The sequence below is a fragment of the Delftia sp. Cs1-4 genome (genome assembly GCF_000214395.1).
Classification (GTDB): domain Bacteria; phylum Pseudomonadota; class Gammaproteobacteria; order Burkholderiales; family Burkholderiaceae_C; genus Comamonas; species Comamonas acidovorans.
This window is the reverse complement of sequence record NC_015563.1, coordinates 1,308,977-1,330,088: the sequence shown is the minus strand read 5'-3', so window position 1 is coordinate 1,330,088 and position 21,112 is coordinate 1,308,977. Positions and strand designations below refer to the sequence as shown.

Annotated in this window: 20 protein-coding genes; 6 read left to right on the top strand and 14 right to left on the bottom strand. The window is 67.9% G+C overall.

Going from position 1 to position 21,112, the window contains the following annotated elements:
- The first annotated feature begins 190 nt into the window (after positions 1-190).
- From DELCS14_RS05870 to DELCS14_RS05845, 6 genes are all read left to right on the top strand, one after another.
- A complete protein-coding gene (locus DELCS14_RS05870) occupies positions 191-1,153 on the top strand; it encodes an ABC transporter permease (RefSeq protein WP_013800857.1) in 963 nt (320 codons plus the stop codon).
- Complete coding sequence (locus tag DELCS14_RS05865; protein WP_012207236.1) at positions 1,150-2,073, top strand: ABC transporter permease; 924 nt, start codon at positions 1,150-1,152, stop codon at positions 2,071-2,073. Before DELCS14_RS05870 ends, DELCS14_RS05865 begins: the two co-directional genes overlap by 4 nt.
- 15 nt (positions 2,074-2,088) lie before the next feature.
- Entirely contained in the window at positions 2,089-3,141 is a 1,053-nt protein-coding gene (locus tag DELCS14_RS05860; RefSeq protein WP_013800856.1) for an ABC transporter ATP-binding protein, read from the top strand.
- A complete protein-coding gene (locus DELCS14_RS05855; protein WP_013800855.1) occupies positions 3,138-3,995 on the top strand; it encodes an ATP-binding cassette domain-containing protein in 858 nt (285 codons plus the stop codon). The genes DELCS14_RS05860 and DELCS14_RS05855 overlap by 4 nt, the downstream gene beginning before the upstream one ends.
- A gap of 129 nt (positions 3,996-4,124) precedes the next feature.
- Positions 4,125-5,618, top strand: coding sequence for an ABC transporter substrate-binding protein (locus tag DELCS14_RS05850; protein WP_013800854.1), 1,494 nt, complete (start codon positions 4,125-4,127; stop codon positions 5,616-5,618).
- A gap of 100 nt (positions 5,619-5,718) precedes the next feature.
- Positions 5,719-7,200 carry an amidase gene (locus DELCS14_RS05845; RefSeq protein ID WP_013800853.1) on the top strand — a complete coding sequence of 494 codons (1,482 nt, stop codon included), beginning with the start codon at positions 5,719-5,721 and terminating at the stop codon, positions 7,198-7,200.
- Here DELCS14_RS05845 and DELCS14_RS05840 read toward each other — a convergent pair.
- The 14 genes from DELCS14_RS05840 to DELCS14_RS05775 form a co-directional block, all read right to left on the bottom strand.
- Positions 7,187-8,200 (bottom strand): tripartite tricarboxylate transporter substrate binding protein, encoded by a 1,014-nt coding sequence (locus tag DELCS14_RS05840; protein ID WP_013800852.1) that lies wholly within the window; start codon positions 8,198-8,200, stop codon positions 7,187-7,189. The genes DELCS14_RS05845 and DELCS14_RS05840 overlap by 14 nt on opposite strands.
- Before the next feature lie 142 nt (positions 8,201-8,342).
- Entirely contained in the window at positions 8,343-9,368 is a 1,026-nt protein-coding gene (locus tag DELCS14_RS05835; protein WP_013800851.1) for an AraC family transcriptional regulator, read from the bottom strand.
- A 58-nt stretch (positions 9,369-9,426) separates the two neighbouring features.
- Positions 9,427-10,314: an alpha/beta fold hydrolase gene (locus DELCS14_RS05830; RefSeq protein ID WP_049801341.1), complete on the bottom strand. Its 888-nt coding sequence runs from the start codon at positions 10,312-10,314 to the stop codon at positions 9,427-9,429.
- Positions 10,315-10,376: 62 nt separating this feature from the next.
- Complete coding sequence (locus tag DELCS14_RS05825) at positions 10,377-11,021, bottom strand: LysE family translocator (protein WP_013800849.1); 645 nt, start codon at positions 11,019-11,021, stop codon at positions 10,377-10,379.
- A 45-nt stretch (positions 11,022-11,066) separates the two neighbouring features.
- Positions 11,067-11,939 carry a DUF429 domain-containing protein gene (locus DELCS14_RS05820; protein ID WP_043795726.1) on the bottom strand — a complete coding sequence of 291 codons (873 nt, stop codon included), beginning with the start codon at positions 11,937-11,939 and terminating at the stop codon, positions 11,067-11,069.
- A 14-nt stretch (positions 11,940-11,953) separates the two neighbouring features.
- Complete coding sequence (locus tag DELCS14_RS05815) at positions 11,954-12,835, bottom strand: EamA family transporter (RefSeq protein WP_013800847.1); 882 nt, start codon at positions 12,833-12,835, stop codon at positions 11,954-11,956.
- A 111-nt stretch (positions 12,836-12,946) separates the two neighbouring features.
- A complete protein-coding gene (gene folE, locus DELCS14_RS05810; protein WP_013800846.1) occupies positions 12,947-13,669 on the bottom strand; it encodes a GTP cyclohydrolase I in 723 nt (240 codons plus the stop codon).
- A 129-nt stretch (positions 13,670-13,798) separates the two neighbouring features.
- Positions 13,799-14,572, bottom strand: coding sequence for an endonuclease/exonuclease/phosphatase family protein (locus DELCS14_RS05805; RefSeq protein ID WP_012207248.1), 774 nt, complete (start codon positions 14,570-14,572; stop codon positions 13,799-13,801).
- A gap of 27 nt (positions 14,573-14,599) precedes the next feature.
- On the bottom strand, positions 14,600-15,085 hold the full coding sequence (nudB, locus tag DELCS14_RS05800) for a dihydroneopterin triphosphate diphosphatase (protein WP_013800845.1): 486 nt from the start codon (positions 15,083-15,085) through the stop codon (positions 14,600-14,602).
- Positions 15,085-15,909: a CsgG/HfaB family protein gene (locus tag DELCS14_RS05795; RefSeq protein WP_013800844.1), complete on the bottom strand. Its 825-nt coding sequence runs from the start codon at positions 15,907-15,909 to the stop codon at positions 15,085-15,087. Before DELCS14_RS05795 ends, nudB begins: the two co-directional genes overlap by 1 nt.
- 78 nt (positions 15,910-15,987) lie before the next feature.
- Entirely contained in the window at positions 15,988-17,790 is a 1,803-nt protein-coding gene (gene aspS, locus DELCS14_RS05790) for an aspartate--tRNA ligase (RefSeq protein ID WP_013800843.1), read from the bottom strand.
- Positions 17,791-17,831: 41 nt separating this feature from the next.
- A complete protein-coding gene (locus DELCS14_RS05785) occupies positions 17,832-18,455 on the bottom strand; it encodes a DUF502 domain-containing protein (RefSeq protein WP_012207252.1) in 624 nt (207 codons plus the stop codon).
- An 18-nt stretch (positions 18,456-18,473) separates the two neighbouring features.
- Positions 18,474-18,791: an FmdB family zinc ribbon protein gene (locus DELCS14_RS29715; protein WP_012207253.1), complete on the bottom strand. Its 318-nt coding sequence runs from the start codon at positions 18,789-18,791 to the stop codon at positions 18,474-18,476.
- Between the two features lie 219 nt (positions 18,792-19,010).
- Entirely contained in the window at positions 19,011-21,029 is a 2,019-nt protein-coding gene (locus tag DELCS14_RS05775; RefSeq protein ID WP_013800842.1) for a DUF11 domain-containing protein, read from the bottom strand.
- Between the last annotated feature and the right edge of the window lie 83 nt (positions 21,030-21,112).

Genomic DNA, 21,112 nt, shown 5'->3' with positions numbered 1-21,112 from the left:
ATGGAGGCTGCACGGGCAAGCCCGGCGCCCTGAAATCGATGGCCGCGTCCCCGTCCACCGGGGCCCTGCCGCTTCAAAGGCCGCTATGCTGCGCGCATGGGCCGTGCGCAGTACCATTCGGGCCCTTCCAAGAACAATCCACCTACTCCGCCGACGTGACCGCCACCCACCCTGCCGAGGCCGATTGCCCATGAGCATCTTTCTGCTCAAGCGCCTGCTGATGCTGGCAGCCACGCTGCTGGGCGCATCGGCCGTGGTTTTCGGCGTGCTGGAGGTGCTGCCCGGCAATGCCGCCCAGACGCTGATGGGCCCCGATGCCGCGCCCGAGGCGGTGCAGGCGCTGGCCGTGCAACTGGGGCTGGACCAGCCGGCCTGGCAGCGCTACCTGCAGTGGCTGCAGGGGCTGCTGCACGGCGACATGGGACTGAGCTACGCCTACAGCACGCCGGTCAGCGAGCTGGTGCTGGAGCGGCTGGCCGTCACCGTGCCGCTGGCCGTGATGGCCATGCTCATCACGACCGTGCTGGCACTGGCCGCCGGCATCTATGCCGCCTCGCGCCACAACCGCTGGGGCGACCTGGGCATCATGGGCCTGGCACAGGTCGGCATCGCCATCCCCAATTTCTGGTTTGCCATCCTGCTGATCCTGGTGTTCTCGGTGAAGCTGCAATGGTTTTCCGCCGGCGGCTTCCCCGGCTGGAGCGAGGCCGACGGCGGCGGCCCGCTGCAGGCACTGCAGGCGCTGCTGCTGCCGGCCATCTCGCTGGCCGTGGTGCAAGCGGCCATCCTGGCGCGCATCACGCGCTCGGCCGTGCTGGAGGTGCTCCGCGAGGACTTCGTGCGCACGGCCCGCGCCAAGGGCCTGTCGCGCCGCGCCGTGCTCTGGGGCCATGTGCTGCGCAACGCCATGATTCCCGTGCTCACGGTCATGGGCCTGCAGTTCGCCCAGTTGCTGGCAGGCACCATCGTGGTGGAGAACGTGTTCTACCTGCCGGGCCTGGGCCGGCTGATCTTCCAGTCCATCGCCAACCGCGACCTGATCGTGGTGCGCAACTGCGTGCTGCTGCTGGCGGCCATGGTGGTGGTCATCAACTTCATCGTGGACGTGCTGTACGCGGCCATTGATCCGCGCATCGAAGCCAGCGACGTATGAGCCAGCCGCACAGCCCTCCTTCGCCCCCGCCCTCCACCTCGCCAGCGGGCCACCGGCCCACGCGGGCCGTCACCCTGGGCGCGCCCGCCGGAGCGGGCCGGCGCATGCTGGGCCACCGCAGCTTCCTGCTGGGAGCGGTGCTGACCGCGCTGCTGCTGCTCACGGCCCTGCTGTCTTTCTGGTGGACGCCGGGCTCTGCCTACGACATGGACATGGACGCCAAGCTGGCTGCACCGGGCGCCCTGCACTGGCTGGGCACCGACGCCTATGGGCGGGACGTGGCCTCGCTGCTGTTCCTGGGCGCGCGCAGCTCCATCCTGGTCGGCGTGATTGCCGTGGGCATCGGGCTGTCGATGGGCGTGGCGCTGGGCCTGGTCGCGGCAGCCTGCAGGGGCTGGGTGGAAGAGGCCATCATGCGGCTGGCCGATTTCAGCTTTGCCTTTCCCGCGCTGCTGTCGGCCATCATGCTCACGGCCGTGTTCGGCGCGGGCATCGTCAACGCCATCATTGCCATCGGCATCTTCAACATTCCCACCTTCGCGCGCATCACGCGGGCATCGGCCAAGGCCGTGTGGGCGCGCGAATACGTGCTGGCCGCACGCGCCTGCGGCCATGGCCGCGCCAGCATCACCTGGCGCCATGTGCTGCCCAACATCCTGCCGGTGCTGGTGGTGCAGGCCACCATCCAGTTCGCGCTGGCCATTCTGGCCGAGGCCGCCCTGTCCTATCTGGGCCTGGGCACGCAGCCGCCCCAGGCCTCCTGGGGCCGCATGCTCAGCGAGGCGCAGACCCTCATGTTCCAGGCACCGCTGCTGGCCGTGTGGCCGGGCCTGGCCATTGCGCTGTCGGTGCTCGGGCTCAATCTGCTGGGCGACGGGCTGCGCGATCTGCTCGACCCGCGCCTGTCGCGCCAGCGCTGAGGAAGGCACGCGCCCATGCCCCTGCTCGAAGTCTCCGGCCTCACCATCACCTTGCAGACCCCGCGCGGCCGCGCGCGCGCAGTGCAGAACCTGGAGTTCATCCTGGAGCGCGGCGCCACGCTGGGCCTGATCGGCGAGTCGGGCTGCGGCAAGTCGCTGACCGCCCTGGCGCTGATGGGCCTGCTGCCAGAGCATGCGCAGGTGGACGGCAGCATCCAGCTCAACGGCAAGGAGCTGCTGGACATGGACGAGAACGCGCTGTGCCGCCTGCGCGGCAACCGCATGGCCATGGTGTTCCAGGAGCCGATGACGGCGTTGAACCCTGTGCACGGCATCGGCCGCCAGGTGGCCGAGCCGCTGCGCCATCACCTGCGCCTGGGCCGCCAGGCCGCGCGCGCGCATGCAGTGGCGCTGCTGGAGCGCGTGGGCATTGCCCGTGCGGCCCAGCGCTATGACGACTATCCGCACCAGTTCTCGGGCGGCCAGCGCCAGCGCATCACCATCGCCATGGCCCTGGCCTGCGGGCCCGACCTGCTGATTGCCGACGAACCCACGACGGCGCTGGACGTGACCGTTCAGCAGCAAATCCTGGACCTGCTGCAGGAACTGGTGGCCGAGCATTCCATGGCCCTGCTGCTGATCTCGCACGACCTGGGCGTGATCGCGCAGAACGTGGAGCAGTTGCTGGTCATGTACGGCGGCAGTGTGGTCGAAAGCGGCATGACCGAGGCCATCTTCGCGCGCCGCGCCCATCCCTATACGCGCGGCCTGTTCGCGGCCAGGCCCCAGTTGGACCTGTCCGCCCCCGGCAGCCTGCCGCCGGCCCGGCTGCCCACCATTGCCGGCACCGTGCCCGAGCTGGTGGACCTGCCGGCCGGCTGCGCCTTCGCGGGCCGCTGCAGCTTCACCGAGCCGGCCTGCCACAGCAAGCGCCCGCGCCCCGTGGTACTGGAGCGCCCGCAGCGGCCCACGCCCGCATCCCTGCAGGCCTGGGCACAGCCGCATGTGGTGCGCTGCCTGCGCCCCGAGGCCATTGCACAGGGCCTGCCTGCACAGGAATGCGCATGACAGGGCACCCCCTCCAGACGCCACCGGTCCAGACGCTACCGGCTGCCGATGCACCCCTGCTGCAAGTGACAGGTCTGACCCGCAGCTACCAGCTGCCGCGCCGGTCGCTGTGGCGCGCGCCGGAGCAGGTGCATGCGCTGCGCGGCGTGGATTTCACGCTGACGGCGGGGCGCAGCCTGGGCGTGGTGGGCGAGTCGGGCTCAGGCAAGTCCACGCTGGCACGCCTGGTCATGGCGCTGGACACGCCCAGCGCCGGCAGCGTGCGGCTGCTGGGCCAGGATCTGCACAAGTTGGACCGCCAGGCACTGCGGACGGCACGCCGCGACTTCCAGATGGTGTTCCAGGACCCCTACGGCTCGCTGGACCCGCGCATGACGGTGGAGCACATCGTCTGCGAACCCCTGCTCGCCCAGCCTGCGTCGCCCGAACGCAGCGCCCGGCGCGACCTGGCCCGCGCCACGCTGGAACAGGTCGGGCTGCGTGCGCAGGATCTGGACAAGTACCCGCACGAGTTCTCGGGCGGCCAGCGCCAGCGCATCGCCATTGCGCGGGCATTGATCACACGGCCCCGCCTCATCGTGGCCGATGAGCCCGTGAGCGCGCTGGACGTCTCGGTGCAGGCCCAGGTGCTGAACCTGCTGCACGATCTGCAGCAGCAGCTGGGCCTGTCCTATCTGTTCATCAGCCACGACCTGGCCGTGGTCCAGCACCTGTGCGACGACGCCATCGTGCTGAGCGAGGGCCGCATCGTCGAGCGCGGAGCGCCGCAGCAGCTGTTCCACGCCCCGCAGCACCCGTATACGCAGGCCCTGGTCCGGGCCGTGCCGCGCATCGCCCTGCAGCACCGGGCCTGAAAGCTGACGGCCGCCCGCGCGGACCAGGCCCCCAGGGCCACGCACCCGTGCGCCGTGGTGTAAAAACACTGCTGCAGGCCGCAGACAGCGGCCCGAGAACCATCTGCAAGAATTTCCGGAGACCTGTTCATGTTCAACCGCCGTTCCCTGCTGGCCAGCTCCGCTGCTGCCGGCCTGCCCCTGCTGATGCCCTGGCCTGCGCTGGCCCAGAGCCGCAAGGACAGCATCACGCTGGCGATGACGCTGGAGCCCCCGGGGCTGGACCCCACGGCCGGGGCCGCATCGTCCATCGGCGAGATCGTGCTCTACAACCTGTTCGAGACGCTGACCAAGATCAACCCGGACGGCAGCGTCTCGCCGCTGCTGGCCGAGAGCTGGGAGGTCTCGCCCGACCTCAAGACCTACACCTTCCGCCTGCGCAAGGGCGTGAGTTTTCAGAACGGCGAGCCCTGCAACGCCCACAGCGTGAAGTATTCCTTCGACCGGGCGGGCGACGACAAGAGCACCAACAAGGACAAGCGGACCTTCGCCTCCCTGTCCACGCGCGTGGTGGACGACCACACCGTGGTCGTGATCAACAAGGACATCGATCCCGACTTCCTCTTCGTGCTCGGCCAGGCGACTTCCATCATCGTCGAGCCCAAGAGCGCGGCCACCAACGCCACGCGCCCCGTGGGCACGGGCCCCTACCAGTTGGGCAACTGGAGCAAGGGCGCCTCGGTCACGCTCACGGCTTGGCCGCAGCACCGCATGGCCTCCGGCCTGCGCATTCGCCGCGCCAGCTTTCGCTTCATCTCCGACCCCGCGGCCCAGGTCGCTGCGCTGCTGGCTGGCGACGTCGATGCCTTCCCGCGCGTGACGCCGCGCAGCGTGGCCCAGTTCAAGGCCAACGGGCGCTTCCAGGTCGTGGTCAGCGGCTCGCGTGCCAAGACCATCCTGGCCATGAACAACGCACGCAAGCCCCTGGGCGACGCGCGCGTGCGCCGCGCCATTGCCGCGGCCATCGACCGCAAGGCCGTGATCGACGGCGCGGGCGACGGCTACGGCCTGCCCATCGGCAGCTACTACGTGCCCACGGCCTTTGGCTATGTGGACACCACGGGCATCAACCCCTTCGACGTGGAAAAGGCCAAGGCGCTGCTGGCCGAGGCCGGCGTCAAGACCCCGCTGGAGCTGACCATGACCCTGCCGCCCACGCCCTACGCGCGCCAGGGCGGCGAGGTGATTGCCGCGCAGCTGGCCAAGATCGGCATCCGCGCCAAGCTGCAGAACGTCGAATGGGCGCAGTGGCTGTCAGGCACCTACACCCTCAAGAACTACGACCTGACGCTGATCTCCCATGTCGAGCCCTTCGACCTGGGCAACTTCGCCAAGCCCGACTACTACTGGGGCTACGAGTCCGCCCAGTTCAACGAGCTGTACGACAAGATCAAGAACGCCTCGCGCCCCGCCGACCGCTCGCGCCTGCTGGGCGATGCGCAGCGCCTGCTGGCCCAGGATTGCGTGCACGCCTTCCTCTACACGCCGCAATGGGTCACCGTGGCCAACAAGAACCTGCGCGGACTGTGGAAGGACATGCCCATCTTCGTCAACGATCTCTCGGCACTGTCCTGGGCCACCTGAACCGCGCACCGGCTGAGCCACAGGCGACAGGCGCGCCGGTGGCCCCGGTCCACACTGCGGCAGATCTGCCGCTGGAACCGCCATCCTCAAGGAAGCCGCGATGACTGGAACGACACAGGCTCTGCACGACCTACCCGCCCATGCGCTGCTGCGCGCCTACCGGGAGCGCAGCCTCTCGCCCGTCGAGGTCATGCAAGACCTGCTGGCCCATGTGCAGCGCTGGGAGCCGGCCCTGGGCGCCACCTACCTGCTGCGCCCCGAGGCCGCACTGGCCCAGGCACGCGCCAGCGAGGCCCGCTGGCTGCGCGGCGAGCCGGCAGGCCTGCTTGACGGCGTCCCCGCCACGGTCAAGGACAACATCGCCACGCGCGGCGACCCCACGCCCGTGGGCACGGCCGCCATGCCGCAGGTCGCGGCCCCGCTAGATGCCCCGCCCGCTGCGCGCCTGCGCGAGGCGGGCGCCATCCTCTTCGCCAAGACCACCATGCCCGACTACGGCATGCTGTCCTCGGGCCTGTCCTCGCTGCACGGCAACACCTTCAACCCCTGGGATCCAGACAAGACGCCGGGCGGCTCCAGCGCAGGCGCGGGCGCCGCTGCGGCGGCCGGCTACGGGCCGCTGCATGTGGGCACGGACATTGGCGGCTCCATCCGCCTGCCCGCAGGCTGGTGCGGCATCTTCGGCCTCAAGCCCAGCCTGGGCCGCGTGCCCATCGACCCGCCCTACACCGGCCGCTGCGCCGGCCCCATGACGCGCAGCGTGGCCGATGCCGCGCTGATGATGCAGGCGCTGTCGCTGCCCGATGCGCGCGACAGCATGGGCCTGCCGCACCAGGACATTGCCTGGAGCGGCTTCGACATGGACCCTGCCCAGGTGCGCGGCCTGCGCATAGGCCTGCTGCTGGATGCCGGCTGCGGCCTGCCCCTGCAGCCCCGCGTGCGTGCCGTGGTGGAGCAGGCTGCGGCCTGGCTGGAATCGGCCGGCGCCCATATCGAGATCATCCAGCCCTGGCTCACCCGCGACATGCTCGACGGCCTCGACCATTTCTGGCGCATGCGCTCGCATGTGGAAATGCAGTCGCTGCCGGACGCCCAGCGCCGCGTGGTCCTGCCCTTCATCCGCGACTGGGCCGACAGTGCCGGGTCCATCACCGCCACCCAGCTGTTCGTGGCCAGCCAGCAATCGCACCTGCTGCGCGTGGCCACGGTGCGGGCCACGGCGGCCTTCGACTATGTGCTGTCGCCCGTGGCGCCCATCACGGCTTTCCCGGCCCACCTGCCCAGCCCCACCAACGACCCGCTGCGACCGCTGGAGCACATTGCCTTCACCGTGCCCTACAACATGTCCGAGCAGCCCGCCGCGTCCGTGCCCTGCGGGCATGACGGGCAGTTGCCCATCGGCGTGCAGATCGCGGGCCGCCGCTTTGACGACCTGGGTGTGCTGCGGCTCAGCCGCGTGCTGGAGCAGTTGCGGCCGCCGCAGCCTGCCTGGCCACAGCCCCTGCCGCCGGGCCGGGGCGCTGGCGACAGCGAAGACGGCGCACAGGCACGGGCACGAGCAGTGCCGGCTACTCCAGCCTGATTCCCGCATCCTTGACGATGCGCGCCCAGCGCGGCAGGTCGCGCGCCATGGCCGCTGACAGCTCCTCGGGCGTGCCGCCCACCGGACGCAACCCCATGGCCGCCAGGCGGCCGCTGAGTTCGGGCGAGGCCACGATGCGCCGCACCTCGGCCGAGAGCTTGTCCACGATGGGCCGGGGCGTTCCCGCCGCCACGAAGGTGGCAAACCAGCCATTGGCCTCGAAGCCCGCCAGCCCCAGCTCGGCAAAGGTGGGGACCTCGGGCAGCGCCGGATGGCGCTGCATGCCGGTGATGGCCAGGATGCGGATCTTGTCCGACTTCAGGTGCGCATTGGCCGAGGACACGTCGATGAAGCCCGACGACAGCTGCCCGCCCAGCACATCGTTGACCAGCGGCGCTGCGCCCTTGTAGGGAATCAGCGCCAGATCCAGCCCGGCCCTGGCACGCAGCAGTTCGCCATGCATGTGCGAGGAGGTGCCGTTGCCGTAGTTGCCGTTGCTGTACTTGCCCGGATGGGCCTTGACCAGGGCGATGAACTCCTGCAGCGTCGTGGCCGGCACGTCGCGCGGCACCACGAACAGGTCCGAGGACAGGGCCACCTGCGATACGGGGGCAAAGTCCTTGAGCACGTCATAAGGCATCCTGGCGTACAGCGCCGGCGACTGGATCATGGCCGTGATCCCCAGCAGCAGCGTATAGCCATCGGGCGCCGACTTGGCCACCACATCGCCGCCGATGATGCCGCTGGAGCCCGGCCGGTTCTCCACCACCACGGGCTGGCCCCAGGCCTGGCTCAGTTGCTGGGCAATGATGCGGCCGATGATGTCCGTGCCGCCACCCGCCGGATAGGGAATCACCATGCGCAGCGGCTTGGATGGATAGGCACCGCCTGCCGGCTGTGCAAAGGCGATCGGCGATGCCGTTCCCAGGGCGGCACCCAGTGAGGCGCTGGCGGCGCATGCCAGCGCCGCCCGCAGGCAGCCGCGTCGGCTCGATTCCATGGCTTGTCTCCTTGTCCTTCGGTGCTCCGCCCTCGTTGGCGGGGCGGTGTGCCCTGCCGCAGTGGCAGGGTCCATGGACAGTGTGGCCACCGGGCCTTCCGCCACCAATCGCCGATCGTCTCAAAATGATTGGCAAAAAAGATCAGCGGCCGCGATGCTGGGCCTGCCGGTAGGCGCCCGGCGGCAGGCCGGTCCAGCCCTTGAAGGCGCGGTGAAAGGTGCTGGCCTCCGCAAACCCCACGCGGGCCGCGATGTCGGCCAGGGTCAGATCCGGGCGGTTCAGCAATTCGATGGCGGCGTCGCGGCGCAGGTCGTCCTTGAGGGATTGGAAGCCCAGGCCTTCGTCGCGCAGGCGGCGGCGCAGCGTCTGCGGTGTCATGGACAGCGCGGCGCCCACCTGCTCCAGCGAAGGCAGCTCCCCCGCCAGATCGCGGCGCAGCAGGCGGCGGATGCGCTCGCCCAGGCGCGTGCGGTCGCGGTAGCGGATCACCAGGCCCATGGCCGCCTGGTCCAGGAATTCGGCCAGGCTCTCCGGGGTCTGCACCACGGGCAACTCCAGCCAGCGCGCATCGAACTCCAGCCCCGTGAAGTCGCGGTCACGCTGCAGCGGCGCCAGGAACAGGCGCTGCGCCTCCGTGCCATACGGCATGCTGGCTTCGGCCGGCGCACACACGCCCGTCAGCTCAATCCTGCGCGACACCAGCCAGGACATGACGCCATAGCCCAGAAAGCAAAAGGAACGCTCGGCATAGGCCAGCGGCGCATCACGCTCGCGCAGCGACACCATGGCGATGCGGGCCACGCCATCCACCACCTGCAGCCGGGGAGCGAAGTCGCGCAGCACCAGGCGGTAGAAACGCAGCCCGGCCTGCAATGCCTCGCCCAGCGTGCGGCAGGGCAGCATGGTGCGGCAGGCCTGGGCAAAACTGCCCACGGGCAGCGGATGGCGGCACAGACCCCACAACTCGTCGCGGCAAACGCGGCGCAGCACGCGGATCAGCGCCGCGTACTGCGCCTGGGTCACGCGCGACAGCGGCGCCTCCAGCAGGGCCGGCGCAATGCCGGCGCGGCGCAGGATGGCTGGCACATCCATGCCATTGCGCTGCACGCCCTGCACGATCTGCAGGACCTGGGCAATGGCAATGGTGTGGGCCGTGGTTTGTGGCATGGGCTTGGTGGAGACGGCGTCAGATGGGCAGGTCAAGGCCTGCCAGCCATTGTCTCCATCAATGGCCCAGATATCGATCCAGGAATCCCAGCACCCGCTGCTCGTAGGGCTTGGGCGCGTAGTCGTACAGGTCCACATGCGCGGCGCCCTCCACCATCCACAGCGCCTTGGGTTCACGCGCCGCATCGAACAACTCGCGCGTTTCTGCGGGCGTGGTGTGCCGGTCCTGCAGCCCGGCCGCGATCAGCACGGGAGCGCCAAGCGCCTTCACATGGTCGATGGGACGCAGTTGCGCCAGCTCCAGATGCAGGCGCAGCGGCAGCTGCCACGCCAGCAAGGGCGTGACCACGTCCGCCAGCCAGCCGATGTGCGCGCGCACGCGGTTGTCTATGGCCTGCCGTATGTCGGGGAACACGGACTCCAGCACCACCGCATCCGGCCCCGGCGCCACATGGGACAAAAGCAGGGCCGCACCGCCCAGCGATGTGCCGATCACCGCCACTTTCTCGCCCGGCAGCTGTTGCCGCACATAGGCCATGGCGGCACGCACGCCTGCGCCTTCGACCATGCCGAAGCTGATGCGCTCGCCACTGCTTTCGCCGTGCGCGGGCAGGTCGATCAGGCAGACGGAGTACCCCTGCCGATGGAGCATGCGCGCACGCGCCAGCATGGCCAGCCGGTCTGCGTACACGCCGTGCAGCAGCAGCACGGCACCATGGCCCGGCTGCCCCTTGGCGAACCAGCCCCGGACCTGCCCGCCCTCGTCGGTGGGCAGCTGCAGCGTCTGGACCGGCCAGTCCGCGGGCGGCGCGCCGACAGGCTGGTGGTCCGGCTGGCTCAACAGGCTGCCCACCAGCCAGGCCGCCGCCATCAGCAGGGCCAATCCGGACAATCCCGCCATCAGCAAGGCGGCAGGCCATGAAAGATTGCGCAATCGGGAAAGCATGGCGTGGACTGTGCCACGGCCCGGCCCTTGCGCCGTGGCCCCCAGCGAAAAGCAGAGTATTCCTAACGCTGCACCAGGGCCAGCCGCACGGCCATGCCCAGAAAGACCAGCCCGGCCACGCGGTTGAGCCAGTTCTGGGCGCGCACGGAGCGCTGAAGCAGCACGCCGAACCAGCCCGAACAGCAGGCGATGGCGCCGAACACCAGCAGCGCCGCCAGCATGAACACGCAGCCCAGCACCATCACCTGGGTGGCCACGCTGCCGCGCCCGGGGTCCGCGAACTGCGGCAGAAAGGCCAGGAAGAAGATCAGCACCTTGGGATTGGTGAGGTTCATCACCACGCCACGCCCCACCCAGCGCAGCGCCCGTACAGGGGTCAGCGGGTCGGCTGCGCCGGCCTGCGGCATCTCGCCCGGCCGGGCCACGGCGCGCAGCGCGCCCCAGGCCAGCCAGGCCAGATAGGCCGCGCCGCACAGCTTGATGGCGGTGAACAGCAGGGGCGATGCAGCCACCAGCGCCGCCAGGCCCAACGCAACCGCCGCCGTATGCACCACCAGCCCCAGGCACAGGCCCAGCACCACGCACAGCCCCACGCGCCAGCCGCGCTGGGCCGATTGCATGAGCACGAACAGGTTGTCAGGCCCCGGGCTCAGGCCCAGCAGCACGGCCACGCCGAAAAAGGCCAGCAGGGTTTCAAAGGTCGGCATCGCTTCTCTCTTTTCGATTCATCGCATGTTCCAGCGCGGCTTGGGTCAGGCTTGCGCGGTGACGATCCAGCCTTCCAGCGGGTCCAGGTCATGCGGCAGCCCGTAGAGCGCATCGCCCTGCGCATGGCGGGCCACCGCCCAGGCGGCCTGCAGCATGCAGATCACGGCGTCCAGCCGGTCTCCGCTGCCGTCCGCCAGCAACTGGTTGCGGGCTTCTTCGGCGTCGATACGCAGGCGCAGCGCCAGCGGGTTGTCGCCGCGCTCCAGCGCCGCCAGCAATTGCACACGCGCCTGATGGCGTTCGGACGTTTGTCGCGCGGGTTCGTCGCTTTTGTAGCTGCGGCGGCCGATCACGGCACGCGCCAGCATGCCCGGGTAGGCTTCCAGCGCCACGCGGCGCGCATCGCCTTCGCCTGGCCGTTGCAGGCCCGGCAGATGCACGCCGGCCGCGCGCAGCAAGGGCAGCCCGGCATGCAGCATGTAGGCCACGGGCGGGTTCACCCATTTCATGGAAGGGCTGGCACCGGCAGGCCCGTCCGTGGCGCGGTGCGCGAACTTGCCGCCCGCGGGCCGCGCCGCGCAAAAGGCCTTGAACTGCTCGCGCAGGCTCTGGCGCGTGAGGCCGGCGTAGTGATCCATGCAGGCCGCCCAATCCGTGGGCCAGCCCAGTTGCTCCACCAGTTCGCGCGGCAGGCCAAAAGGCAGGTCGAATCCGCCCACCCAGGCCGACTGCGCCGACTGCGCCGACTGCGCCGAATCGGCGGGCCGGGCCAGCCAGGCGGCCCATGCGTCCAGCGAGGCGAACTCCAGCAAATCCTGCAGGACCACCGTGCCACCAGCCAGCAGGTGGCCCAGCGCCATGGTGATGGGCTTGCGCGCCGTAGGCCGGCTGCTGAAATCGCAGCCCAGCACCCGCATTGCGGCCATGGCGCTCAGCCCAGGCCCAGCGCCGTCACGCCGACGGCAATGCACACCGCGCCAGCAATGCGCGCCAGGCGGTCGCCTTCGCGCAGCATGTGCCCGCCGATCAGCGCCGCGAACAGCATGGAGACTTCGCGCGCAGGCGCCACGTGCGACATGGGTGCATCCTGCATGGCGTAGAGCACCAGCACATAGGCGATGGGGCTGATCAGCGCCACCAGGGCCGCGAAGCGCCACTGCGTGCGCCACAGGCTGCGCGCAGTGGGCAGGTCGCGCAGCACCACGGGAGCGAGCAGGAACACGCGCACGAAGTTGCCCATGTAGTCGATGAGGATGGGCGACATCAGCAGCATCTTCACGCCGTAGCCGTCCACCACGGTGTAGCTGGCGATGAAGGCGCCCGTCAGCAGGCCGTACCACAGGCCCAGCCGCAGCCGCTCGCGCGCTTCGGGGTCATGGCGTGCGCGCAGCAGGCCTGGGCCGCCCGCGATCAGGAACACGCCAACCACCACGCCGGCAATGCCCAGCACGCCCAGCGAGGAGATCTGCTCCCCCAGGAACACCACCGCCACCATGGACGACAGCAGCGGCCCCGAGCCGCGCGCCAGCGGATAGACCACGGTGAGGTCCGCGCTGCGGTAGCCACGCAGCAAGGTCACGTAGTAGGCCACGTGCAGCAGGCCGCTGGCCAGCACCACCAGCCATTCGTTGCGCCCCCATGTGGGCACCACATCGCGCCCCACCCACCAGCCCAGCGGTGCCCAGATCACCATCATGATGACCGAGGTGAAGAAGGCGAAGCGCGAGTCGCCGCCCGCCTTCTTGGCCACGATGTTCCAGCCGGCATGGATGAGGCCGGCAATGATGATCAGGGCAAAGGCTTGCAGCGACATGGTCAGGTCCGGGGAAAGCGGGGCTTGGGCTTGGCGCGGGAAAGAAAAAAGGCCGCGCACTGCGCAGCCTGGGGTCTTGTCTGAGGCGTCCGGGGACGCCACCCCGGGGAGTTACCTGCGGCTGGACACCAGCGAGAGAAACTCGCGGCGCAGTTCAGGATTGGTGAGGAAGGCGCCGCGCATGACGGAGTTCAGCATCTTGCTGTCCATCTCGCGCACGCCGCGCCAGGACATGCAGAAGTGCGAAGCCTCCATGACCACGGCCAGGCCGTCGGGGCGGGTCTTGTCGAGGATCAGGTCGGCCAGCTGGATGATGGCCTCTTCCTGGATCTGGGGGCGGCCCATGATCCAGTCCACCAGCCGCGCGTACTTGGACAGGCCGATGACATTGGTGTTCTTGTTGGGCAGCACGCCGATCCAGATCTTGCCGATCACCGGGCACAGATGGTGGCTGCAGGCGCTGCGCACCGTGATCGGGCCGACGATCATCAGCTCGTTGAGGTGCTCGGCGTTGGGGAACTCGGTGATGGCGGGCTGCGCCACGTAGCGGCCGCGGAACACCTCGTTGACATACATCTTGGCCACGCGGCGCGCCGTGGCGCGCGTGTTGTGGTCGTGCGTGGTGTCGATGACCATGCTGTCGAGCACGCCCTGCATCTTGTCCTGGACTTCGTCGAGCAGCAGCTCGAGTTCACCGGGCTCGATGAATTCGGAGATGTTGTCGTTCGCATGAAAGCGCTTTTGCGCCTGCTTCAACCGTTCGCGGATCTTGACCGAGACGGGGGTGCCCTCGGCCTGGCTGTCTTGTTTCATGTCGACGAGTTCTCTGAACATGGCTGGCATGGTAACAGCGAAACCCGCGGCATGGCACGCAAGGGATTTTCCACCCAAACGCAGGTTCTGCCCACGCTGAAAGCTATCATTTCAATAGCAAAAGAATGGCTTGTGTGACAGAACCCGGGGCTAGAGGCGGAATTCGGCAATCAGCGGCAGATGGTCGGACATGCGCCACCAGATGCGTCCCTTGGGCACATGCAGGCCCAGCGGGGTGAGGCCGCGCACGTAGACATGGTCCAGCTGGGCCAGCGGCAGGCGCGAGGGATAGGTGGGCACGCTGGGCAATTCGTCGTACTCGTACAGGCCGAAACCGCCGAGCATGCGCTTGATCTGGCCACCCCAGTCGTTGAAGTCGCCAGCCACCACCACGGGCGCGCCGGGCGGCACCTCGCGCTCGATGAAGCGCTTGAGCTGGGAGACCTGGCGCACGCGGCTGCCGGGGATCAGGCCCAGGTGCACCACGATGGTGTGCACGCGCCGGTTCTGCACTTCCACCTCCACATGCAGCAGGCCCCGCTGCTCGAAGCGGTGGTCGGAGATGTCCTCGTGCTGGTGGCCCACCACGGGCCAGCGGGTGAGCAGCGCGTTGCCATGCTCGCCATGGCGCGTGTAGGCATTGGTGCGGTAGACAGCCTCGTAGCCCAGGGGAGCCAGATACTCCGCCTGCGAGACCTGGGGCCAGCGCTCGAAGTAGGCGGCCTCCTTGTGGTTCATCTTGCGCACTTCCTGCAGGCAGACGATGTCGGCATCGAGCTGCTCCACAGCGTGTCCCAGGTTGTGGATCTCCAGGCGGCGCACGGGACCCATGCCTTGCACGCCCTTGTGGATGTTGTAGGTCGCGACGCGCAGTATGGACGGGCCGGGGTCCACCTCGTGGGAGGATTTCACGTTGTCAGTCATAGGCGGTCAGGAACACAGGGATCGGGATCAGTCCAGCTCCAGTGAAGCGAATCGCGGCAGCATCAGGATGGCTTCCGCATTGGACGGGGAGTAGCAGCGCTCGGCAGCGTCATGCCAATGATGCCAAGCAGATGCGGTATGTTCCCTCGGATTCAAGAACACAGGGGTGTAGGACGGAATCCGCAGGCCGAAAACCCTCTCGCGGTTGTGCCATACACCGGGCGCATAGCGGTGCTGCCAGGCCGGGTAGATGGTGTAGATGTTCTCCAGCGCCCAGTCCTGCAGCAGGCAGCCGGGCGCCTCGGGGTTGATGCCGGTTTCTTCCCGCACCTCGCGCACTGCGGTCTCGCGCCAGGACTCGCCTTCATGGTCCTTGCTGCCCGTCACCGACTGCCAGAACTCCCCGCCCTCAGGCGCCGGTGCCGTGCGGCGCATCAGCAGCACCTGCCCGTCATCGCGGTAGATGACGACCAGCACCGATTCAGGGATCTTGTAGCCTGGCATGGCAGGCATCAGCCCTTGCCCTGGACCGCTTTGGTCGCCACGGGAGGCGGCAGCTCCTTGGCCTGCAGCGCGCGCACCTGATGCACGAGCTGGTTGTGGGCATCCAGAAAGGCGGCGGCGATGACCTTGCCCTCGTTGGTATTGCTCCAGCCCGCGCCCGCCGCGCCCAGGCGGCCCAGCACCATGCCGCCCACGCCCAGATCGGTGGTGCGGGCGGCGCCCGTGGCAGCGGCCACCTGCTCGGTGGTTTCGTTGTCCGACAGCAGCAGCGCGGTCTGCGCCTCCTTGAACTTGACCTGCTCGACCATGCCGGCCAGCCCCGCGATGTCCCGCAGCACCGGAATCATGGCAACCACGCCGGCCAGGCCCCGGCCCGCGTCCTGCTCGCTGAAGGTCAGGCTGGGCGTCAGCGTGTATTGCGCCTCATAGCCACGGCCTTTGCGCACCGTGGAGTTCTCTCGCAGCACGCCGGCGTTCTTCAGGTCCTGCTCCTGCACCGTGCCGCGCAGGCCCGCGCCCCGGTCCACCACACGAAAGCACCCGCTTTGCTGGGCCAGCAGCTTGATCAGCGGCACGGGCGAGGCGGGCAGCTGGTAGCCCGACCCCATGACGTAGCCGTTGGGATTCTCGGCCAGGGCCAGCGTGGCCACGGGCGCGTCGCAGCGCACGAGTTCGCGCGCGCCATTGTTCGCGCCCAGGGGCCCGGCGGAGCCGGTGATCTCCGAGCCGCCCTGCCCCAGCTCGGTCTTCTTTTCCCCGCAGCCGGACAGACCCAGCCCTGCCAGCCCTGCCAGCACAGCCAGCGCCAGCGATGCAATGCCTTGAAAACGCATGAAAGCTCTCCGCAAAAAGAAAAACGGCAGAAGCTGTGCCAGCTTCTGCCGTCCGTATCAAGCCGCCAGGCCCGGTCCTCAGCCCTGGGTGGCCGCCAGCGGGTTGCGCAGGCGGATGTGCAGCTCGCGCAGCTGCTTTTCGTCCACGGGCGAAGGTGCCTGCGTCAGCAGGTCCTGGGCGCGCTGGGTCTTGGGGAAGGCGATCACGTCACGGATGGAGTCGGCACCCGTCATCAGCGTGATCAGGCGGTCCAGGCCGAAGGCCAGGCCACCGTGCGGGGGCGCGCCGTACTGCAGCGCGTCCAGCAGGTAGCCGAACTTGGCGCGAGCGTCTTCGGGAGAGATCTTGAGCGCGTCAAACACCTTGCTCTGCACGTCGGCGCGGTGGATACGCACCGAGCCGCCACCCAGCTCCCAGCCGTTCAGGACCATGTCGTAGGCCTTGGCCAGGCAGTTGGCCGGGTCGGTGACCATGAGCTCCTCGTGGCCGTCCTTGGGCGAGGTGAAGGGATGGTGCACGGCTGCCCAGCGGTCGTTTTCCTCGTCGTGCTCGAACATGGGGAAGTCCACCACCCACAGCGGCGCCCAGCGGTTCTCGAACAGGCCGTTGGCCTTGCCGAATTCGCTGTGACCCACCTTCAGGCGCAGCGCGCCGATGGAGTCGTTGACGATCTTTTCCTTGTCTGCGCCGAAGAAGATGAGGTCGCCGTCCTGTGCGCCCGTGCGCTTGAGGATTTCGGCAATGGCCGCGTCATGCAGGTTCTTGACGATGGGCGACTGCAGGCCATCGCGGCCCTTGGCCACTTCGTTGACCTTGATCCAGGCCAGGCCCTTGGCGCCGTAGATCTTGACGAATTCGGTGTACTGGTCGATCTCGCCGCGCGAGATCTGCGAGCCGCCGGGCACGCGCAGCGCGACCACGCGGCCGCCCTTGGTCGTGGCGGGGGTGGAGAACACCTTGAAGTCCACGTCCTTCATGACTTCGGTCAGTTCGGTGAACTCGAGCTTGACGCGCAGGTCAGGCTTGTCCGAGCCGAAGCGGAAGGCCGCATCCTGGTACGTCATCATCGGGAACTCGCCCAGATCCACGTCCAGCTGGGTCTTGAAGACCTCGGTGATCATGCGCTGGAAGATGGCGCGGATTTCCTCTTCGTCCAGAAACGAGGTCTCGCAGTCGATCTGCGTGAACTCGGGCTGGCGGTCGGCGCGCAGGTCTTCGTCGCGGAAGCACTTGGTGATCTGGTAGTAGCGGTCGTAGCCGGCCACCATCAGCATCTGCTTGTACAGCTGGGGCGACTGCGGCAGGGCGAAGAACTCGCCATCGTGCACACGGCTGGGCACCAGGTAGTCGCGCGCGCCTTCGGGCGTGCTCTTGCCCAGCATGGGCGTTTCGATGTCGATGAAGCCTTCCTTGTCCAGGAAGTTGCGCACCTGGATGGCCGTGCGGTAGCGCAGCATCATGTTGCGCTGCATGTAGGGGCGGCGCAGGTCCAGCACGCGGTTGGTCAGGCGCACGGTCTCGGACAGGTTCTCGTCGTCCAGCTGGAACGGGGGCGTGACCGAGGCGTTGAGCACGTTCAGCTCGTGGCACAGCACTTCGATCTGGCCGCTCTTGAGCTTGTCGTTGGTCGTGCCTTCGGGACGTGCGCGCACCAGGCCCTTGACCTGCACGCAGAACTCGTTGCGCAGGCCTTCGGCGGTCTTGAACATCTCGGCACGGTCAGGGTCGCAGACCACCTGCACATAGCCTTCGCGGTCGCGCAGGTCGATGAAGATCACGCCGCCATGGTCGCGGCGACGGTTCACCCAGCCGCACAGGGTAACGGTTTCGCCCATCAGGGCTTCGGTCACTAGACCGCAGTAATGGGAGCGCATGGCCATGATGAAAAGCTTCCTGCGCCCGGGATGGGCGCGACAGTTTGTTATTTGGATTCCGCGGGCAGTGTGAGATCCGGAGGAGTCACCACGCCCATCGAAACAATGTACTTGAGCGCGGCATCCACGCTCATTTCCAGCTCGATGCAATCGCTCTTGCGAACGATGACGAAATAGCCGCCCGTCGGGTTCGGCGTTGTCGGCACGAAGACGCTCAGGTATTCGTCACGCAGATAGGCGGCGACCTCTCCGCTGGGCGAGCCGGTGACGAAGGCCACGGTCCAGACGCCTTCGCGCGGCCACTGCACCAGCACGGCGGTGCGAAACGCATTGCCACTGTCCGAGAAGACGGTGTCGGACACCTGCTTGACGCTGGAATAGATGGAGCGCACCACGGGAATGCGGCTGACCACCGCATCGCCCCAGGAGACAAGCTTGCGGCCGATGAAGTTGCTGGCCGCAGCGCCAACCACCAGCAGGATCAGCAGCGTGAGCACCACGCCGAAGCCGGGAATGTGGAAACCCAGCAGCCGGTCCGGATGCCAAGCCTCGGGCAGGATGGCCAGCGTCTGGTCCAGCGTGCCGATGATCCAGTTGAGCACGCCCAGCGTGATCACCAGAGGAACAATCACCAGCAGGCCGGCGAACAGCCATTTGCGCAGAGCGGACATGAGAAATGCAAGCCTTGATTAATGGCCCGTGGAGGGTGCGGGAGCAGATGCGGGGGCCGCAGCAGGCGCAGGCGCAGTTGTCGCAGGTGCGGCAGATGTATCCGAGGCCTGGGTGTCTGCCGCTGGAGCCGGCGTGGCGGCGCTCTTGCTGCCGCTGTTCTTGAAGTCTGTCGCGTACCAGCCCGAGCCCTTGAGCTGGAAGCCGGCAGCCGTCAGCTGCTTGGAAAAGGCCTCGGCACCACAGGCCGGGCAGGTCGTCAGCGGAGCATCCGAGATTTTCCGCAGCACGTCCTTGGCATGACCGCAGGAGCCACACTTGTATGCATAAATAGGCATGGCGCTAATGCTTATACGAGAGAAGATGCAAAACTTTCGATTATAGGCATCCGCCCGATACTGCGGCTGCCTTGCCCCCAAAGGCCCAGGCCGGAGAGCCGCAAGCCGCATGCATCAGTCGGTACCTGATGGCCCGAAATGCAAAATGCCAGTCGCGCGGACTGGCATTCCATCAGGGCGGTGCCGGCCCCGCTGCCGGGGCGCCTGCCGCGTCCATGTTCAGCGCCGTGCCCGGCGCCGCTGCATCCCCATACCGGCCAGCATGACGGCAAGGCCCATCAGCACCAGGGCGGGCACCCCGGTGGCGGGGACCGGCTCCGGCGTCAATGCGGCAGCAACCACCAACTCCTGGTCACGCGAATTGTTGGCCGGCTCCGGGTCCGTGGTTCCACTGACCGCCGTCACCGTGGCCGTCAGGCTGCCCTGCGTGGTGGGCGTGAAGCTCACCGTGCAGGAAATGCTTGCGCCAGAGGCCAGCGGTGTGCCTGTCGGCACCGCAGGCGTGCATGAGGTGCTGGCACCTGCCGGCAGCCCTGCGATGGAGCAATTGGCAAAGGCCGCCGCATTGGGGCCGGCATTCGTGCAGACGAACGATCCCTTCACGGTAACACCCACGTTGGCGGTGGCCGGCAGCGTGACGCTGGTGGCCTGCATATCGGCCCGCTCCACGGGGTTGAAGGGGTGGGCCTTGGTGTTGTTGGCCGGCACCGGATCCACGGTGCTGCTGCTCGCCGTCACCAAGGCCGCGATGGTGCCCGTTGTGGTGGGCGTGAACTGCACTGTGCAGGCGATGCTGCCGCCCGATGCCAATGGCGAGGCCGTGGGGACGCTGGGCGTGCAGGACGTGGTCGCCCCGGCTGGCAGGCCGGAGATCACGCACGAGGCCGCCGTCGCCGCACTGGGGCCGGCATTGGTGCAGCTGAAACTGCCGGACACCGGCACGCCCACCGTCATGGTCGTGGGAAGCGTGATGGAGGTGGCCTGCATGTCGGCCGCTGGCGCAACCGCCAGCACGGCCGGGCTCGCCGGCTGGTTCAGGCCGATCAGACTGAGGTTGGAAGCGCCATTGGTGAAGCTGCCTGTCGCGGTCGGACGCACGTCGAGGCTCACCTCGCAGAAGGCGGCGCCCTGGGCCAGGTCTCCGTTGGACACGGTCACGGTGCTGCCGCCTGCTGCCGCCTGCACGGTCGTGCCGGGGCAGGTGGTGCTGGCATTGCCCTCGACGACCAGTCCTGCAGGCAGGTTGTCGGTAAACGACCAGCCTCGCTTGCGCAGCAGATCGGTCGTATTGGTGATGGTCATGGTCAGCCGGGAGACCTGGCCGAGGTGGATGCTGGCAGGCGAGAAGGCCTTGTCCAGCTGCGGCGTGACATCGATGATCTGCGCGTTGTCGATCGACGAATCGTTGCCCATGGAGCTGGTCTGGTCGTTGTGCAGAACAAACCCGACAGAGGCTCCGCTGAAGAGCAGGGCTCCGGGAGAGGTCACTGTCTGGGCCCTGGCCGTTTGTATGATCCCAATACCGATAGGCATCGTATTGAACGACACACCATCCACGCATGGATCGACAGCGTTCATGGAGATGGGCAGTTCCGCATTAGCGTCATTGACAAGAGAAAAACGCAGCAACGGAGCGACGAATCCTGACGAGCAGAAGTTCGCCACCACATCGGCACGGGCCGTGAGGAATCTGCTGCCGGAACTTTGCGGAATATTGGCCTTGGTGCGAAAGGCAATTGCGCCAGCAGGAAAGGTCCCATTCGCTGTAAGCATCGCCATGACGTGATTTTTGACCGCATCCGCCGCACTCTGGCCCTGATAGCGCCCTGCGACCTCCGCCATCTGCTGCAGGGCGTTCCAATTGCCTTGGGAACCGCAGGCCGCACTCATCGTCGCCGAAGTTGGATCCTGGTTGAAGGACGTGACTATGCCATTGCACTGGTTGGCGCTCATCCGGTACAGGGGGTCGGCGGTATACATCTGCCCCGCAGGGTCCGCGCCCTGGTAGACCAGCAGATCCCGCCCCTCCGTGGTGATGGGGGGTGTCTGCGGGTTTTCGAAGTCCTCGCTCCAGACAATGACCGGCGCGACCGGGATCCTCGGCGCAGCCATTGCCACCTGGCCGCACAGGGCTGGCACAAGCAAGGCGCCTCCAAGCCAACTCCATCGGAACCGGACGCCAGCGACAGGCCGCAGCTTCAGCCGGCGAGCCCTCGCAATCAGTTTGAGTGTTTTCATGACGGTGCTTCCTCCCAAGCGTTTGCTATTCGGAGGTCCGCCGTACTGTCACGACCTGTGCTTCACACCACCCAAGTCAGCAT

Bases quoted from the DNA above. Each gene is read 5' to 3' on its own strand.
- DELCS14_RS05870 (WP_013800857.1), top strand. From the start codon at position 191: ATGAGCATCTTTCTGCTCAAGCGCCTGCTGATGCTGGCAGCCACGCTG.
- DELCS14_RS05865 (WP_012207236.1), top strand. From the start codon at position 1,150: ATGAGCCAGCCGCACAGCCCTCCTTCGCCCCCGCCCTCCACCTCGCCA.
- DELCS14_RS05860 (WP_013800856.1), top strand. From the start codon at position 2,089: ATGCCCCTGCTCGAAGTCTCCGGCCTCACCATCACCTTGCAGACCCCG.
- DELCS14_RS05855 (WP_013800855.1), top strand. From the start codon at position 3,138: ATGACAGGGCACCCCCTCCAGACGCCACCGGTCCAGACGCTACCGGCT.
- DELCS14_RS05850 (WP_013800854.1), top strand. From the start codon at position 4,125: ATGTTCAACCGCCGTTCCCTGCTGGCCAGCTCCGCTGCTGCCGGCCTG.
- DELCS14_RS05845 (WP_013800853.1), top strand. From the start codon at position 5,719: ATGACTGGAACGACACAGGCTCTGCACGACCTACCCGCCCATGCGCTG.
- DELCS14_RS05840 (WP_013800852.1), bottom strand. From the start codon at position 8,200: ATGGAATCGAGCCGACGCGGCTGCCTGCGGGCGGCGCTGGCATGCGCC.
- DELCS14_RS05835 (WP_013800851.1), bottom strand. From the start codon at position 9,368: ATGCCACAAACCACGGCCCACACCATTGCCATTGCCCAGGTCCTGCAG.
- DELCS14_RS05830 (WP_049801341.1), bottom strand. From the start codon at position 10,314: ATGCTTTCCCGATTGCGCAATCTTTCATGGCCTGCCGCCTTGCTGATG.
- DELCS14_RS05825 (WP_013800849.1), bottom strand. From the start codon at position 11,021: ATGCCGACCTTTGAAACCCTGCTGGCCTTTTTCGGCGTGGCCGTGCTG.
- DELCS14_RS05820 (WP_043795726.1), bottom strand. From the start codon at position 11,939: ATGCGGGTGCTGGGCTGCGATTTCAGCAGCCGGCCTACGGCGCGCAAG.
- DELCS14_RS05815 (WP_013800847.1), bottom strand. From the start codon at position 12,835: ATGTCGCTGCAAGCCTTTGCCCTGATCATCATTGCCGGCCTCATCCAT.
- folE (WP_013800846.1), bottom strand. From the start codon at position 13,669: ATGTTCAGAGAACTCGTCGACATGAAACAAGACAGCCAGGCCGAGGGC.
- DELCS14_RS05805 (WP_012207248.1), bottom strand. From the start codon at position 14,572: ATGACTGACAACGTGAAATCCTCCCACGAGGTGGACCCCGGCCCGTCC.
- nudB (WP_013800845.1), bottom strand. From the start codon at position 15,085: ATGCCTGCCATGCCAGGCTACAAGATCCCTGAATCGGTGCTGGTCGTC.
- DELCS14_RS05795 (WP_013800844.1), bottom strand. From the start codon at position 15,909: ATGCGTTTTCAAGGCATTGCATCGCTGGCGCTGGCTGTGCTGGCAGGG.
- aspS (WP_013800843.1), bottom strand. From the start codon at position 17,790: ATGGCCATGCGCTCCCATTACTGCGGTCTAGTGACCGAAGCCCTGATG.
- DELCS14_RS05785 (WP_012207252.1), bottom strand. From the start codon at position 18,455: ATGTCCGCTCTGCGCAAATGGCTGTTCGCCGGCCTGCTGGTGATTGTT.
- DELCS14_RS29715 (WP_012207253.1), bottom strand. From the start codon at position 18,791: ATGCCTATTTATGCATACAAGTGTGGCTCCTGCGGTCATGCCAAGGAC.
- DELCS14_RS05775 (WP_013800842.1), bottom strand. From the start codon at position 21,029: ATGAAAACACTCAAACTGATTGCGAGGGCTCGCCGGCTGAAGCTGCGG.